Annotated in this window: 11 protein-coding genes; 6 read left to right on the top strand and 5 right to left on the bottom strand. The window is 71.8% G+C overall.

Annotated features, from left to right (window positions below):
* Positions 1-289 precede the first annotated feature (289 nt).
* On the top strand, positions 290-1,015 hold the full coding sequence (locus ABZ808_RS23965; RefSeq protein ID WP_357010469.1) for a methyltransferase domain-containing protein: 726 nt from the start codon (positions 290-292) through the stop codon (positions 1,013-1,015).
* Here the strand turns inward: ABZ808_RS23965 and ABZ808_RS23960 are convergent.
* Positions 1,012-2,028 (bottom strand): LacI family DNA-binding transcriptional regulator, encoded by a 1,017-nt coding sequence (locus tag ABZ808_RS23960; protein ID WP_357010466.1) that lies wholly within the window; start codon positions 2,026-2,028, stop codon positions 1,012-1,014. The two genes, ABZ808_RS23965 and ABZ808_RS23960, sit on opposite strands and share 4 nt — an antisense overlap.
* A 258-nt stretch (positions 2,029-2,286) precedes the next feature.
* Between ABZ808_RS23960 and ABZ808_RS23955 the strand changes: the two genes are divergently transcribed.
* Both ABZ808_RS23955 and ABZ808_RS23950 read left to right on the top strand, forming a co-directional pair.
* Positions 2,287-3,942 carry a family 10 glycosylhydrolase gene (locus ABZ808_RS23955; RefSeq protein ID WP_357010463.1) on the top strand — a complete coding sequence of 552 codons (1,656 nt, stop codon included), beginning with the start codon at positions 2,287-2,289 and terminating at the stop codon, positions 3,940-3,942.
* Between the two features lie 179 nt (positions 3,943-4,121).
* Positions 4,122-4,658: a phospholipase gene (locus ABZ808_RS23950; protein WP_357010460.1), complete on the top strand. Its 537-nt coding sequence runs from the start codon at positions 4,122-4,124 to the stop codon at positions 4,656-4,658.
* A 148-nt stretch (positions 4,659-4,806) separates the two neighbouring features.
* Here ABZ808_RS23950 and ABZ808_RS23945 read toward each other — a convergent pair whose 3' ends face one another.
* The gene (locus ABZ808_RS23945; protein ID WP_357010457.1) at positions 4,807-7,647 is read right to left on the bottom strand and encodes an adenylate/guanylate cyclase domain-containing protein; all 2,841 of its coding nucleotides are present in this window, start codon (positions 7,645-7,647) and stop codon (positions 4,807-4,809) included.
* Positions 7,648-7,800: 153 nt separating this feature from the next.
* On the bottom strand, positions 7,801-8,022 hold the full coding sequence (locus ABZ808_RS23940; protein WP_357010454.1) for a zinc ribbon domain-containing protein: 222 nt from the start codon (positions 8,020-8,022) through the stop codon (positions 7,801-7,803).
* Between the two features lie 38 nt (positions 8,023-8,060).
* On the opposite strand from ABZ808_RS23940, the gene ABZ808_RS23935 reads away from it, so the two are divergent.
* From ABZ808_RS23935 to ABZ808_RS23925, 3 genes are all read left to right on the top strand, one after another.
* Entirely contained in the window at positions 8,061-9,647 is a 1,587-nt protein-coding gene (locus ABZ808_RS23935; RefSeq protein ID WP_357010451.1) for a lytic murein transglycosylase, read from the top strand.
* 72 nt (positions 9,648-9,719) lie between these two features.
* Positions 9,720-10,736 carry a GNAT family N-acetyltransferase gene (locus ABZ808_RS23930; RefSeq protein ID WP_357010728.1) on the top strand — a complete coding sequence of 339 codons (1,017 nt, stop codon included), beginning with the start codon at positions 9,720-9,722 and terminating at the stop codon, positions 10,734-10,736.
* Between the two features lie 92 nt (positions 10,737-10,828).
* On the top strand, positions 10,829-14,107 hold the full coding sequence (locus tag ABZ808_RS23925; RefSeq protein ID WP_357010448.1) for a lamin tail domain-containing protein: 3,279 nt from the start codon (positions 10,829-10,831) through the stop codon (positions 14,105-14,107).
* 85 nt (positions 14,108-14,192) lie between these two features.
* On the opposite strand, the gene ABZ808_RS23920 is transcribed toward ABZ808_RS23925, so the two are convergent.
* A complete protein-coding gene (locus tag ABZ808_RS23920) occupies positions 14,193-14,630 on the bottom strand; it encodes a helix-turn-helix transcriptional regulator (protein ID WP_357010726.1) in 438 nt (145 codons plus the stop codon).
* 340 nt (positions 14,631-14,970) lie between these two features.
* Positions 14,971-15,954, bottom strand: a complete 984-nt coding sequence (hemB, locus tag ABZ808_RS23915; RefSeq protein ID WP_357010445.1) for a porphobilinogen synthase — start codon at positions 15,952-15,954, stop codon at positions 14,971-14,973.
* Between the last annotated feature and the right edge of the window lie 2 nt (positions 15,955-15,956).

The following is a 15,956-nucleotide window of genomic DNA, read 5'->3' as shown; positions in this document are numbered from 1 at the left end:
GACGCGACTCACGGCTCACGGTTTGCGGCTCGTGGTTCACGGCTCGCGCCCAGGGCTCGGGGGTCGGGGGTCGGGGGTCGGGGGTCGGGGGTCGGGGGTCGGGGGTCGGGGGTCGGGGGTCATCGTCGGGCGTGATGTCTCTGAGACATTTTGATTACTCTCAGACATCACGCTCGCCGCAGTGTCCCCTCGGCCCTGCGACACGCCGACAGACCGGCACGCCGGCGCCGCGCACGAGTGGGGCATACCGGGCGCGGATGCGGGTAACGCGCGGCGGGAGGTGGCCCCAATGGTTGCATTGGCACAGACTCCGCCCTCGGCCGACCGGCTGCGGGCGATCGACGAGTTCCTCGCACAGGCGTGGGCGGACCAGGTCCGGAACGACGACCGGCTGCGCCCTCTGGCGGTCGAGGTGCGGTTCGACCGGGGGGTGGCCCACCTCAGTGGTGAGGTGGCCAAGCCCGACGACCTACGGCTGGTGCGGGATCTGGTGGGCCGGCTGGCCGGCGTCTACGGCGTCTGGTGTCGGGTCGGCGTCGGCGGGCGGGAGCCGGTGGTGGTGGACCTCGGCTGCGGGCCGACGAAGCAGTGGCAGGGCAACCTGGGGCTGGACATCTTCCCGGCGCCGGGCGTGGACGCGGTGGCGGACCTGTCCGGCTCTCTGCCGCTGGCCGACAACTCGGTGGACGTCCTCTTCGCCGTGCACATCCTGGAGCACCTGATCGACTTCCTGCCCCTCGTGGACGAGTGCCACCGGGTGCTTCGTCCGGGCGGCGTACTGCATGTGATGAGCCCGTGGTGGGGGCACGTCAACGCGGTGGCGGACCCGACCCACGTCCGGCTGATGGACGTGCAGACGTTCAAGGGGATCTGCCAGTTGAGGCCTCCGGGCACCCCGCGCTGGTATCCGCTGCACGCCGGCTGCGACGGCGCCTCCATCTTCGCCGACCTGACCCCGCTACCCCCCGACAAGGACCCGGCACCCCAGTCCCACCTGGCCCGCTTCTTCGACTAACCGCCGGCAGCGCGGTGGGTGGATTCGCGGATCTCCAGGCGGTACGGGGCTGACAGCTCCCGGGCGGGGGCGGCTCGGTCGCCGTCGAGGCGGTTGGCGAGCAGTTCGACGGCGAGACGCGCGATCCGCTCCTTGTCCGGCGCGATGGTGCTCAGCGTCGGAATCGAGAACCGGCCGTCCTCGATGTCGTCGAAGCCGACCACCGCCACGTCCCCGGGCACCCGCAGACCGGCCTCGTGCAGGGCGCGCAGGGCCCCCAGGGCGAGCGTGTCGTTGAAGCAGAACACGGCGTCGGGGCGTACCCCCGAGGTGAGCAGGCCGCGCATAGCGGCGGCGCCGTCCGCGCGGTGCCAGGCCGACGCGGGCGCCACCAGGGCTTCGTCGAAGTCGAGGCCGGCGGCGCGCAGCGCGTCGGCGTAGCCGGCGAGGCGCAGCCGGGCGCTGGCGCCCTCGTCGGTGCGCTGCGAGCCGATGGCCGCGATCCGGCGGTGGCCGAGCTGGATCAGGTGGTTGGTGATCTCCCGAGCGGCGGCCACGTTGTCGATGACCACGCGATCGGCCGGGCCGTGGTCGACCCGCTCGCCGAGCAGCACCATCGGGGCGCCGTCCAGGCCGGTCAGGTCCTCTGCGGTGAGCGCCAGCGGGCTGAAGATGAGCCCGTCGATGAGGTGGTCGGTGATGCCGGAGGCGACCACCCGTTCCTGCTCGCGCCGGCCGCCGGTCTGGTCGATCAGCACCGTCCAGCCGTAGTCGGCGGCGGCGGTGACGACGTGGCGGGCCAGTTCGGCGAAGTACGGAATGTCCAGCTCCGGCACGGCCAGGGCGATGACACCCGTGCGCCCCTTGCGCAGGTGGCGAGCGGAGAGGTTCGGCCGGTAGTTGAGTTCGGCGACGGCCTGCTCGACCCTGGCCCGCGTGTCGGGCCGCACGTGGACATAGCCGTTCACCACGTTCGAGACGGTCTTCACCGACACGCCAGCCCGCTCGGCCACGTCCTTGAGCCTGTGTCGCACTCCGCAACCTCCCCACTGTGACCCAGCGCACCATACCTGGTCACCAACCTCTTACAACGTTGCCTACAACGTTGAAAGACGCTTGCGCGGGCACCTTTCCTGACCGTCGGGATCGGCTGTCGACGGCTGGCTCCCAAGAACCTCTTGCGCCGGCAACCCGGAGTGTGAAAATTTCCTACCAGAGGCAAATAGGCAACGGCGAATTTTGCCGGACCTGTCGCCCAGAACACCGGGAGCCCCAACGAAGGGACACACCGCATGAAGGCACCTCGACTCGGAGCCGCCGGGCTGGTCGCGGCTCTGCTCGGCACGCTCGTCGCCGCCACCCCCGCCAGCGCCGCCACCCCCGCCAGCGCCGAGACCTCCACCGCCTGCGTCACCAACCCGGCCACGCCGAAACGGCAGTTCCGGGCGATGTGGATCTCGTCGGTCGTCAACATCGACTGGCCCAGCAAGGCATCTCAGAGCAGCCCGGACCGGATCGCCGCCCAGCAGACCGAGTACCGGGAACTGCTCGACCTCGCCGAGCGACTGCACCACAACGCCGTCGTGGTCCAGGTCCGGCCCACCGCGGACGCCCTCTGGCCCTCACCCCACGAGCCCTGGTCGGAGTACCTGACCGGCGTACGCGGACAGGACCCGGGCTGGGACCCGCTGGCCTTCCTCGTCGCCGAGGCACACCGCCGCAACCTGGAGTTCCACGCCTGGTTCAACCCGTACCGCGTCTCCATGCCGGCCCCCGGCGGTGCCGGCGCGGACCTCGCCCAACTCGCCCCGGGCCACCCGGCCCGACAGCATCCGGACTGGACCTTCGCGTACCCGCCGGCCGGCGTCGCCGGCAGCCGCCTCTACTACAACCCCGGCATTCCCGAGGTACGCGAGTTCGTCCAGACCGCGATGATGGACGCGGTCAAGCGGTACGACATCGACGGCGTGCACTTCGACGACTACTTCTACCCCTACCCCAGCGGCACTCACCAGGTGCCGGACGATGCCACGTTCGCCGCGTACAACCGGGGGTTCACCGACCGGGCGGACTGGCGGCGGGACAACATCAACCTGCTGATTCAGGAGATGAACGGCAAGATCAAGGCGGCGAAGCCGTGGGTGAAGTTCGGGGTCAGCCCGTTCGGCATCTGGCGCAACCAGACCGCCGACCCGCTCGGTTCGGACACCACCGGCAGCCAGTCGTACGACATCATCTCCGCCGACACCCGTAAGTGGATCAAGCAGGAGTGGATCGACTACGTGGTGCCGCAGCTCTACTGGTACATCGGCCAGTACCCGGCCGCCGACTACGCGCGACTGGTCCCGTGGTGGGCCGAGACGGTGCGCGGCACCCGCGTGCAGCTCTACATCGGCCAGGCCGACTACAAGAGCGGCGACCCGGCGTACGGGCCGTTCTGGCAGAACCCACGCGAGCTGTCCGACCATCTGACGCTCAACCGGTCGTACCCCGAGGTGCAGGGCAACGTGCACTTCTCCGCCGTGCAGGTACGCGCCAACCGGCTCGGCGCCACCGACATCTACGCCGCCGAGCACTACTCCCGGCCGGCGCTGGTGCCGACCATGCCGCACCTGCCGGCCCGGCCACTGCTCTTCCCGGTGGTGACCAAGGCCGCCCGGGAGGCTGACGGCGTACGGCTGACCTGGCGCCAGCCCGCCGACGGCGCCGGCCCGCTGGGCACGGCCACCTCGTACGCGATCTACCGGTTCGACGGCACCACGCTGGCGGGCCGGTGCGGCATCGCCGACGCCGCGCACCTGATCGACACCGTTCGGGCCACGCCCGGGGCGCAGTCCTGGGTGGACACCTCGGCGGAGCCGGGCCGGCGCTACACCTACCAGGTGACCGCGCTGGACCGGTCCGCCAACGAGAGCCCGGCCAGCCCGCCGGCCTTCGTTCTGCGCTGACCGTTCCGATCCTCGCCGGACTGCCCCGGGTGCCACGGCACCCGGGGCATTCGTCTGTTTCAACGCATGTCACCAATAGTTGGCGGGACGCATACCGACCAGTTGATCAGTTGATCGAAACTTATCGACACCCGGTAACCCGCCGGTAACTTCCCCGCTCACCCCCGCGGAGGTAACCCGTGCCCCGACGTCTCACCACCATGCTCGCCTCGGGCGCGCTCGCACTGCTCGCCACCATCGCCGTCGCCTCCCCCGCCGCCGCAGCCGTCACCCCCCAGCAGAAGCTGTCGGTGCTCTCCAGCTGGACGCAGACCAGCGCGTCCAGCTACAACTCGTGGAACAGCGCCCGGGTCAACCGGGCACCGTGGGCCGAGTACAACTTCAACTGGTCCACCGACTACTGCTCGTCCAGCCCGGACAACCCGCTCGGGTTCACCTTCAACCTGAGCTGCTACCGACACGACTTCGGCTACCGCAACTACAAGGCGGTCAGCCAGTTCCCGGCCAACAAGTCCCGCCTGGACAGCGCCTTCTACGAGGACCTGAAGCGGGTCTGCGCCACCTACAACGCGGTCGTCCGCCCGGCCTGCAACAGCCTGGCCTGGACCTACTACCAAGCGGTCAACATCTTCGGATCGGTGGCTGCCGTGCAGCAGGCCGACATCGACCGTGCCGCCCGGATGAAGGCCAAGGCCGAAGCCGCAGCCCGCGCCTAACCCCAACCCACCCCCAACCCCACCCCCCTTCGTCCGTTGATCATGAAGTTATTGCCCGTCCGCCCGGCGTGTCGCAGCAATAACTTCATGGTCAACGACGGCGGGTGGGATGGGCCGGGTGGGGATGGGCCGGGTTGGGGTGGGTTTGTTAGGCGCGCTCGGTTCTGGTGGCGGGGTGGCGGTCGGGGTCGGCAGGGCGGCGCGGTGTGGGCTGGGACAGACCGGTGCTGAACCGGGTCGAATCCGCCGCCAGGTCCGGGTGTTCCACGTCGAGCGCCAGCGTGACCGCCTCGTCCAACCCCAACTCGGCACCCTCGCCGTACGCGTCGTCGAACGCCGCGTCACCCAACACCCCACGCAGCTCCGCCTGCTGGTCAGCCCAGTATTCGCCGTAGACTCCCGGCGTCCCCCGCATGCTCGACCGGGTCGCCTGCGCCGCCCCGAACAACCGGGCGGCGGTCGACCGTTCCCCGCTCAACGCACAGCGCACCGCGATCGCGTTCAACGTGTCGCAGGCTCGACCGTGGTAACCGTGGTACATACGGGAACGCAACGCCACCAGCAGGTGCTCATGCGCGGCGATCACGTCGCCCCGGGCCAACGCGACCATCCCCAGCAGCATGTCCACCGAACGCCGGCCCCGCTCCACCGGCCGCGCCGCCTCCACCGGGCGCGCCGCCCCCAGCAACTCGGCGGCCTCCTCCAGCGCGCCGCGCCGCCACAGCAGCTGCGCCAAGCCGAACACCGCGAACAGCGCCTCGCCGACCACGTCCTGCTCGTGGGCCCAGTCGATGACCTCCCGGCACACCCGCTCGGCCTCGACGAACTGGCCCATGTCGACCAGCGGCGCCGCCCGGCCAGCGAGCACCCTCGCCAGCAGCCCGGCGTCACCAGCCTGCCGGGCCGCCGCCTCCGCCCGCTGTGAGTAGCGCAGTTCCTCGGCGAACTCCCCGTCGGCGCCCGCGTGCAGCGAATGCATGTGGTACGCCGCCGCCAGCTCCGACTCCGGAATCCACTCGCCCGTCTCGGCGATCCGCCCGTACAGCCGGAACAGCCAGAGCCGACCCTCCCGGGCCAGCCCACGCTCGCGCCACCACTGGTCCAGGCCCCCGGCCAGCCGGAGACCGTCACGGGCGCTGCCACCGGTGGCGCACCACCGCAGCGCGGCCCGCAGCTCGTCGGCCAGCGGGTCGAGGGTGTACAGCGACAGCGTCACCGGCCGACCGTCCGGCCCGAGGTGCGCGCGTTCCACCGCGTGCGCCGACCAGGCCACGTGCCGGTCCCGGGCAGCCTGTTCCTCACCCGCCTCGACCAGCCGCCGCGCGGCGTACGCCCGGATCGGATCGAGCATCCGGTACGAGCTGCCGGCGGCGCGCGGCTCGGCCAACACCATCGACTTGTCCACCAGCACCGACAGCGGATCCAGCGGGTCGTCGCCCAGCAGCCACTCCACCGTCGGCAAATCCACCGGCCCGGCGAACACCGCCAGCCACCGCAGCAGCCGCGCGGCCCGAGGGCCCAACGTCCGGTACGACCAGGTGACGGTGGCCTGCATGGTCAGGTGCCGTTCGGTGGCGGAGCGGTGCACCGCCCTGCTCGCCGGGGTGGGCGGTGGAGTCCCGATCGCCGCGGCCACCAGATCCACGGTGTCCTGCTGGTTACCCGACCAACCCCGCTCCACCGGCGGCGGCTCCGGGTCCGCACGGCCCGCGTCCAACGTTCCGAGCACGTCGTCCAGCCGCTCGGCGAGCTGACCCACGGAGAGCACCCGCAGCCGGGCCGCCGCCAACTCGATGGCGAGCGGCAACCCGTCCAACCGCTGCACCACCCGACGCAGATCGGCCGACTCGGACGCCTCCGGCTGCCGGCCGCCACGCGCCGCCGCCGTACGGTCCAGCAACAACGCCACCGCGTCGCTCTCCGCGCCGTCCGCCCGCGGGTCGACCGAGAGCGGCGGGATCCGCCACACGACCTCGCCGGGCAGGCTGAACGACTCGCGGCTGGTCGCCAGCACCCGCACGCCGCTCCCGCCGGAGAGCAACCGCGAGATGACCTCGGCGCAGGCGGACGGCTGCGTGTCGCAGGTGTCCAGCACGACGAGCATCCGGCGACCGGCCGCGTACTCGACCAGGGTGTCCAGCATGGGCCGGCCCGGCTCGGGCCGCAGGCCGAGCACCGCGGCGACGGCGAACGCCACCAACCCCGGGTCGGTCACCGCGGCGATGTCGACGAACCAGACCCCGTCCGGGTACGCCTCGACCACCCCACCAGCGACCTCCACGGCGAGCCGGGTCTTGCCCGCGCCGCCCGCACCCAGCACGGTGACCAGGCGGTGCTGCTCCACCAGCCGACCCAGCTCGGCCCGTTCGACCCTCCGGCCAACAAACGACGTCACCTGGGTCGGCAGGTTGTGCGCCACCGCGTCGGCGGTGCGAGGACGGGGGAACTGCCGCTCCAAGCCGGGCGCGACGAGCTGGAACAGCCGTTCCCGGTCGTCGAAGCCGCGCAGCCGGTGCAGGCCCAGGTCGAGCAGGGTGGCACCGGGCGGCAGCGGGTCGGCCCGGCGGGCGGTCGACGCCGAGCAGAGCACCTGCCCACCGTGCGCGGCTGCGGCCACCCGGGCAGCCCGGTGCACCTCGGGGCTGGCGTACTCACCGTCGCGCGGCTCGGCATAACCGGTGTGCAGGCCCATCCGCACCCGGGGGGCGGCCTCCTCGGTGGGCCAGTCGTGACTCGCCAACGCTCGCTGGGCGGTCAGGCACGCGGTCAGCGCCGCCGCCGCGTCGTCGAAGGCCAGGAAGAACGAGTCGCCCTCGGTCAGCAGCTCCGCGCCACCGGTGGCGGCCAGTGTGCGGCGCAGCAGCCGGCGGTGCTCGGCAAGCACCGGGCGGTAATCCGCGCCAAGCAGCTGGGCCAGTCGGGTCGAGCCCTCGATGTCGGTGAACACGAAGGTCACCCAACCGCTCGGGAGCTGGATCCGTGGCGACATGCGTGGAACCTCCGCCCGTGACGTCGGGTTCATGCTGCCTGAGTCCGAGCGGTCACGCATCGTGAGAACGGCCGGGCACGTGCCGCCTCAAGGTGCCACTCGGGCCCAATCCCGGCAAGGACAGGCCCACCTGTCGGCCGCGATCGGGGGAGATCAGCAGCCGCAGGCGCCGCCGCAGCAGCCACCACCGGCTGAAGCCGGTGCACCACCGGCGGGACCGCCGGCACCGCGGCCGGTGACCGAGACAGCAGAGAGCAGTTTGACCGTGTCGGCGTGACCCTGTGGGCAGGTCGCCGGCGCGCTGGCCGCCGCCATCGGGCGGTTGACCTCGAAAGTGTCGCCGCAGGCGCGGCAGCGGAACTCGTACCGGGGCATGACAACCAGGGTACGTGGACCTGACGCCCACCGGTGACATGAGTGATACTCGACGGGTGGTGGACGGCGAGGACAAGACGCGTGTGCAACCGCTGCGACCCGCCGCGCCGCTGGACGGACCGCTCCACGGTTCGGGAGCCGCACCGGATCCGGCAACCCGAAAGCTGCCCCGGCCTCGCCGACCCTGGTTGAGCGACAGCAGAAAGGACGCGGCGGCCGGCCCGACCAGCGGGGCCGCCCCGACCGACGCCAGCGCGGCCGGTTCCCCGACGGCCGACGTCCCTGCCGACGCCCCGAAGGCCGACCCGCCCGACAGCGGATCGGACGCCGCGACCCCGCCAACCGATCCGAGCACCGAGACGTCAACCGACACGAAGGCCAGTGACGCCAAGACGGCCGATACCAAGGCCGCCGACACCAAGGCCGCCGACACGAAGGCCAGTGACGCCAAGACGGCCGATACCAAGGCCGCCGACACCAAGGCCGCCGATACCAAGGCCGCCGACGCCAAGGCCGCCGACGCCGAGAACGGAGACGCGAAGGCCGCCGACGCCGAGACCGACGACGGGGCCGGCGAGGCGCGGGCTGTGCCTGCGGCGGGTGCCGCCGTGGCGGACCCTGCGGTGACCAAGGTGGACGGCGTCGCCGTCCCGGCAGCGCCCGCAGGCGGCCGGCGGCGGCGGGTGCCGTTCGCGCACGCGGTTCGCCTGCCACCGCCGCGTCAGGCAGCGGCGACCGCCGTCCGGGCGACCCGCGACTGGTCCCGCCGACCCAGCGGCCGGCTCACCCTCCCCGGGCTCTTCCTGCTGGCCCTGGTAGCGGCGACCGCCGCGGCGGGTGCGCTACTCGTCCCGGCGACCATCCGCGCGCCCCGGCCCGTGGCGGCCGACGCCTCCGTCACGCCGACCGCACCCGTACCGCCGGCGATGCCGTCCGCGCTGCCCACCGGCCCACTGCCGACGGGGCCACTGCCGACCGCCCCGCTCCCCACCGGCCCGCTGCCAGGCGGCGGGCTGCCCACCGGTCCGGGCGCCGGGCTGCCGGGCGGCGGTCGCCCCTCGGACGCCCTGGCCGGCTGGGCTCAGCAGGTCGGCGCCAAGGTCGGCATCCCCCCGGCCGCCATGCAGGCGTACGGGTACGCCGAGTGGGTGCTCGCCCAGACCAACCGCAGCTGCGCGCTGAGTTGGACCACGCTCGCCGCGATCGGCCAGGTCGAATCCGGGCACGGCTCGGCCAACGGCGCGCGGCTGGGACAGGACGGCAAGGCGCTGCCCGAAATCATCGGTCTACCGCTGGACGGCAACGGCGGCCGGATGCGGATCATCGACACCGACCGCGGGTCCCTCGACAAGGACACCACCTACGACCGGGCGATCGGCCCGATGCAGTTCATTCCGACCACCTGGCAGGAAATCGGCGCGGACGCGGACAACGACGGCATCAAGGACCCGCACGACCTGGACGACGCCGCGCTGGCGGCCGGCAACTACCTGTGCAAGGGCGGCCGGAATCTCAGCATCCCGGGCGACTGGTGGAACGCGATCCTGTCGTACAACGACGTGCGCCGGTACGCCCAGGCCGTCTACGACACAGCGAACCGATACGGACAGGCAAGCCGTACGTGAAGTGATCGTCCGCATACATTGGAGGTCTGGACACTTCCCCCCGGCAGCTGTTAGCGGCAAGCTAGACGAGTGATGGTGCGCGAGTGGGACCCTAGGACGGCGTCGTCCGCCGAGATCGCGTCGCTGCTGTCCACGCTGAACGCGGTTCTGGCGGCCGATCTTCCGCAGGACCCGCCGTGGCGGGAGACCTCCCTGAGGGAATACCTCGCCGAGGTGATGCCCGGTGAGCGGCGGATCTCCTGGATCGCCCAGGCCGAGCCGACCGACCCGGACGATCCGGGCGCGGTCCTCGGGCAGGTCCACGTGCTGCTCCTGGGTGACATCGGCGTGATCGAAGTGCTGGTGCACCCGTCCGTGCGGCGCAGCGGTCTCGGCCGTGACCTGGTGTTGCGCGCCGCCCGCCGGGTCTACCAGGAGGGCTTCCAGTCGATCGGCGTCGAGGTGGTCGGTGACACGCCGGCGGTGGGCTTCTACGAGTCGCTCGGCTTCACCCGGGAGTACGTGGAGACGCGCAGCGTGCTCGACCTGGCTGCGGTCGACTGGGCCGAGTTGACCGAGATGGCCACCGGGATCGGGTCGGGCTACCAGCTGGAGTTCTTCCCCGGCGGGCCGCCGGACGACCTGATCGAGTCGTACGCGCGGGCCAAGGCCGAGGTGCGCGACGTGGACGACGGCGAGCTGCGCCCCAGTTCCTACGACCCCGAGCGGCTGCGGGACAGCCTGAACACCCTGCACCGCCGCGGCATGAAGCCGTACATCGTCCTGGCCCAGCACGAGCAGAGCGGCGAGGTGGCGGGCCTGACCGAGGTGGTGGTGCCGGCACAGCACCCGACCCGCGCCGACCAGTACGACACGATCGTCGTGCAGAGCCACCGGGGCTACGGCATCGACCGGGCGATCAAGGCCCGGATGCTGCTGGAGCTGCGCTCCGCCGAGCCGGAGCTGGCCGAGGTGCAGACCTGGAACGCGCAGGCCAACGAGGCCATGCTCAAGGTCAACGCGGAGCTGGGCTACCGGCCCGACCGAGACTGGTGTGAATACAGCGTCGACGTCGCGGAGCTGGTGCATCGGCTCGACCCGCCGCGCTGAGGAATTCACGAAACTGTCCAATGAGGGATGGACGGTGGACAGCCGCGCACCTTAACGTGCGTTGACTCCCATCCACCCATCGTGGAGGCCCTATGCGCCCGCGCCGCACCATAGCCGTGCTCGCGACCGCCACCGCCGCTGTGACCGTTTCGGCTCTCGGCGTCGCACCCACCGCGGCCAGCGCCGCGCCCACCGACCTTTTCATCTCCGAGTACGTCGAAGGCTCGTCGAACAACAAGGCGATCGAGCTGTTCAACGGCACCGGAGCCGCCGTCGACCTCACCGCTGGTGGCTACCAGCTCCAGCTCTACTTCAACGGCTCCACCACGGCCACGACCATCGCGTTGACCGGCAGCGTGGCCGCCGGGGACGCGTTCGTGTTCGCCAGCGCCTCGGCCGGCGCCGCCATCCTCGCCCAGGCCGACCAGACCACCGGGGCGAGCCTGTTCAACGGTGACGACGCGATCGTGCTGCGGCGGGGCTCCACCGTGCTCGACTCGATCGGTCAGGTGGGCGTCGACCCGGGCACCGAATGGGGTGCCGGCGTCACCAGCACGGCCGACAACACCCTGCGCCGGCTGCCGACGGTGACCGCTGGTGACACCGACCCGTCGGACGCGTTCGACCCGGCCGCGCAGTGGGCCGGCTTCCCGGTCGACACGTTCGACGGGCTCGGCACGCACACCGTGGACGGCGGTGGGCCGGTCGACGTGCCCGCCACGCTGACCTGCGGCGGGCCGCTGGTGACCGCTGCGGGGACGGCCGCGACCCGCGAGATCACCGCCACCGACCCCGACGACACGATCGTCGACCTGGCGGTGACCGCGGTCAGCCCGACCCCGGCCACCGGCTCGATCACCCGTACCGCGGTCACCCCGGCCGACGGGGTGGGCGGCACCGCCCGCGCCACGGTCGGCGCGAGCGCCGACCTCGCCGCCGGGGCGTACACCGTCACCGTCACCGCGACCGACGCGGGCGGCGGCAGCGCGAGCTGCGCGCTGGCCGTGCAGGTGACCCGGGAGTTGACCGTCGGCGAGGTGCAGGGCCCGACCACCGACGCCGAGTCCGGGCCGGCCGACCGGTCACCGCTCGCGCCGGCGAGCGGCAACGGCACGAGCAGCACCATGTACGACGTACGCGGCGTGGTCACCCAGTTGACCCTGGCGCGCACGTCGGCTGGGGCGGAGCAACACGGGTTCTTCCTGCAGAGCCGCACCGGTGACACCGACGGCGACCCGACCAGCTCCGACGGCATCTTCGTGTTCATGGGCACGTTCACGTCGTTGATCGGCGGCTACGTGCCGACGGTCGGCGACGAGGTGGTGCTGCGGGCCCGGGTGTCGGAGTATTTCAACTTCACCCAGCTCTCCGGGGCCTCGCTGGTCCGCCGGGTCGCCACCGGCCTGGACGTGGACTCCACGGTCGCGGTGACCGACGCGGTGCCGCCGGTCGAGCTGGCCGACGCGCAGCGCTTCTGGGAGCGGCACGAGGGCTCCCGGATGCGCGTACGCGCGGGCAGCGGCGCGGTGAGCGGCCGGGACGTCTTCTCGTCCACCGCCGACGCGGAGCTGTGGGTCGTCGACCGGGACGACCCGCTGCTGGACCGCACCGACCCGTACGCCCGGCGGGTCTTCCGGGACTCCCACCCGCTGGACAATGACCCGACCCGCCGCTTCGACGACGGCAACGGCCAGCGCGTGCTGTTGGGCAGCATGGGCGTGAAGGCCACCACCGGGGACAGCACCGCGCTGCTCCCGCCGGCGCACACCTTCGACACGCTGCGCGCCGACGTGGTGGGCGGCGTCTACTACTCGTTCGAGAAGTACGGGGTGCAGGTCGAGCGGGCGGACTTCGCCGCCGGGGCCGACCCGTCGAAGAACAACCCTCCGAAGCCGGCCGACCGGTCGCAGGAGGTGGCGGTCGCCACCTACAACGTGGAGAACCTGTACGACTACCGCGACGACCCGTTCGACGGCTGCGACTTCGCCGGTAACGCCGGCTGCACCGGGGTCAGCCCGCCGTTCGACTACGTGCCGGGCAGCGAGGCGGACTACCGGCAGCAGCTCGCCGCGCTCGCCGACCAGATCGTGAAGGACCTGCACGCACCGGACCTGATCCTTGTGCAGGAGGCCGAGGACCAGGACATCTGCACGGTGTCCGGGGCCGCGCTGGCCTGCGGTGACACCAACAACGCCGACGGTGCGCCGGACAGCATCCAGGAGTTGGCGCTCGCGGTGGCTGCGGCCGGCGGACCGGCGTACGCCGCCGCCTATGACCGGACCGGCGCGGACGCCCGCGGTATCACCGCCGCGTTCCTGTACCGCACCGACAGGCTCTCGCTTGCGGCCGCGACGGCGGGCGACCCGCTGCTGGGGTCGGCGCCGACCGTCCAGTACCGCAGTGCGGGGCTGCCGGCCAACGCCGACGTGCAGAACCCGAAGGCGCTCAACGCGGTGCTCCCCTCCGACGCGGACACCTCGACCGGCAAGGACGGCAACAACGTCTTCACCCGCGCTCCCCAGTTGGGCAAGTTCAGCGTGGCGGCGACGCCCGGCTCGACCGAGCGGTTCACCCTCTACGCGCTGAGCAACCACTACTCATCCGGCCCGGACAGCCGGATCGGGCAGCGTCGGGAGCAGGCGGCGTACGGTGCGGCGATCGTCACCGCCATCGAGGCGGCCGACGCGCACGCGCGGGTGGTGTACGGCGGGGACCTGAACGTCTTCCCCCGTCCGGATGATCCGATCGCCACCGGTAGCCAGCCCACCCCGTCGGACCAACTCGCCCCGCTTTACGAGGCGGGTCTGCACAACCTGTGGGACAACCTCGTCGCTGACGTGCCGTCGTCCGCGTACTCGTACAGCTTCGAGGGGCAGGCGCAGACACTCGACCACCTGTTCGTGAACGACGCGCTCTACGGCGATCTGGTGCAGGTGCGGGCGGCGCACATCAACGCCGACTGGCCGGCGGAGTTCACCGGCGACGGGTCGCGCGGTTCCAGTGACCACGACCCGCAGGTGGCCCGGTTCCGGTCCCGAGCGTCGTTGACCGTTGCCGACGCGACGGTGGTCGAGGGCAACCAGGGCACCCGGCAGCTCAATTTCACCGCCACCGTGTCCCGGCCGCTGTCCCAGCCGGTGCTGCTGTGCGCCGCCACCGTCGGCCTCACGGCGCAGATCGGCTCGGACTTCGACCCGTACGCCGGTTGCCGGACCCTGGCCGCCGGGCAGACCTCGCTGACGTTCCCGGTGACCGTGCGCGGTGACCGGAAGCGGGAGTCGGACGAGAAGCTGACGCTGCTGGTGGCGGGTGTGCCCGGGTTGCGCCTGGCCGATCCGCTGGCGGTCGGCACCATCACCAACGACGACTGACCCTCAGGCGCCGTGTCAGCGGCCCGTCGTCCAGGTTGACGCCTGCACGACGGGCCGCTCGCATGTGCCAGGTGAACCATGTCGGTCAGTAGTAGTCATGGACTATCGGCGGAGGTGGTGCGCTGCGGTGCTGCGCCACCCGCACCTCCCACTGGCTGCGACGGCGGCGCGCCTCGCGATCCGCCGAGCTGCGGTGGTAGGTCTCCGGAGGTCGGGCCAGCCCGTAGATGTCCCCCCACCACTCCCCCGGCTCGGGGTCGAGGATGGTGTCGAGGTGCGAGGGATAACGGCGACCCGCGCCATCATGAACGTCCTCACGGTCGGCCATTGGTTGGATGATCCGGCCTTCCTGGTCCACGACGACCAGGTAGAGCCCGGCCGCGCCGAGGAGGCGCTCCAGCACGGCCAGGCTCGGCGTCAGGCTGCCCGCTTCGACCCGGCCCACCGTCGAGGGCGAGACCTTGGCGAAACGAGCCATCTGATGCTGACTCAGCCCCACGATTCGACGTGACCGGCGAACCAGACCGGCGATGGGAGACCGGCCGACGGTGGGACCGGGGGACGGAGGAGGATCGAGCGCCGACGCCATCCGCCCACCATGCCCGCGACGCCACCCGGGCTCAATCCCTGTGGATAAACCTGTGGACAACGTCCATGGGGTGCCGCGCCGGCCCGGGGCCGGTGCCACAGTTGGCGTCCTTTGCTCTGCTTCAACGGACGCAACAGTCCGATCCCAAAAGTGTTGCGTCCGTTGAAGCAGAGCAAAGGGGGCGCAACAGGGTACCGGGGTCTAGCGGGGTCTAGCGGGGTGGCCACTCGTGAGCGGCAGTCCGGGCCGAACCGTGCGGCCCTCTACCGGCTGCTCAGTAGCGCTGGCGGAGCAGACCGGCGGCCTCGACCGCCCAGTACGTGAGGGTGATCTGTGCGCCGGCCCGCTTGATCGAGGTGAGCGTCTCCAGCATCACCCGCTCCCGGTCGATCCAGCCGTTCGCGGCGGCTGCCTCGACCATCGCGTACTCCCCGGAGACCTGGTAGGCGGCGACCGGGACGTCCACCGCGGCCCGCACCGCCGACACCACGTCGAGGTACGGCAGCGCCGGCTTGACCATCACCAGGTCGGCGCCCTCGGCGACGTCCAGCGCCACCTCGCGCAGCGACTCGCGCAGGTTGGCCGGGTCCTGCTGGTAGGTGCGCCGGTCGCCCTCCAGCGCCGACTCCACCGCCTCACGGAACGGGCCGTAGAAGGCCGAGGCGTACTTCGCGGCGTACGCCAGGACTGCCACGTCCTGGTGGCCGGCCGCGTCGAGCGCCCGGCGTACCACGCCGACCTGGCCGTCCATCATCCCGGACGGCCCGACCATGCCGACCCCGGCGGCGGCCTGGGCCACCGCCATCTCGGCGTACGCGGCCAGGGTGGCGTCGTTGTCCACCTCACCGCCGGGGGTGAGCAGGCCGCAGTGCCCGTGCGAGGTGAACTCGTCCAGACACAGGTCGCTCATCACCACCGTGGCGTCGCCCACCTCGGCCACCACGTCGCGGATGGCGACGTTCAGGATGCCGTTCGGGTCGATGCCGCCGGAGCCGGTCGGGTCACGCCGCTCGGGCACCCCGAAGAGCATGATCCCGCCGACACCGGCCTGGACCGCCTCGGTCGCCGCCTTGCGCAGCGAGTCCCGGGAGTGCTGGAGCACCCCCGGGAGCGATGCGATGGCCCGGGGCTCGGTCAGCCCCTCCTTGACGAACATCGGCACGACCAGCTCGGCCGGGTCGACCCGGGTCTCGGAGACCAGCCGGCGGATCGCCGGGGTGCGGCGCAGCCGGCGCGGCCGGATCTCGGGGTACGACATGG

This window comes from Micromonospora sp. NPDC047527 (assembly GCF_040643015.1).
Lineage (GTDB): Bacteria > Actinomycetota > Actinomycetes > Mycobacteriales > Micromonosporaceae > Micromonospora.
This window is presented reverse-complemented; position numbering and strand designations above follow the sequence as displayed.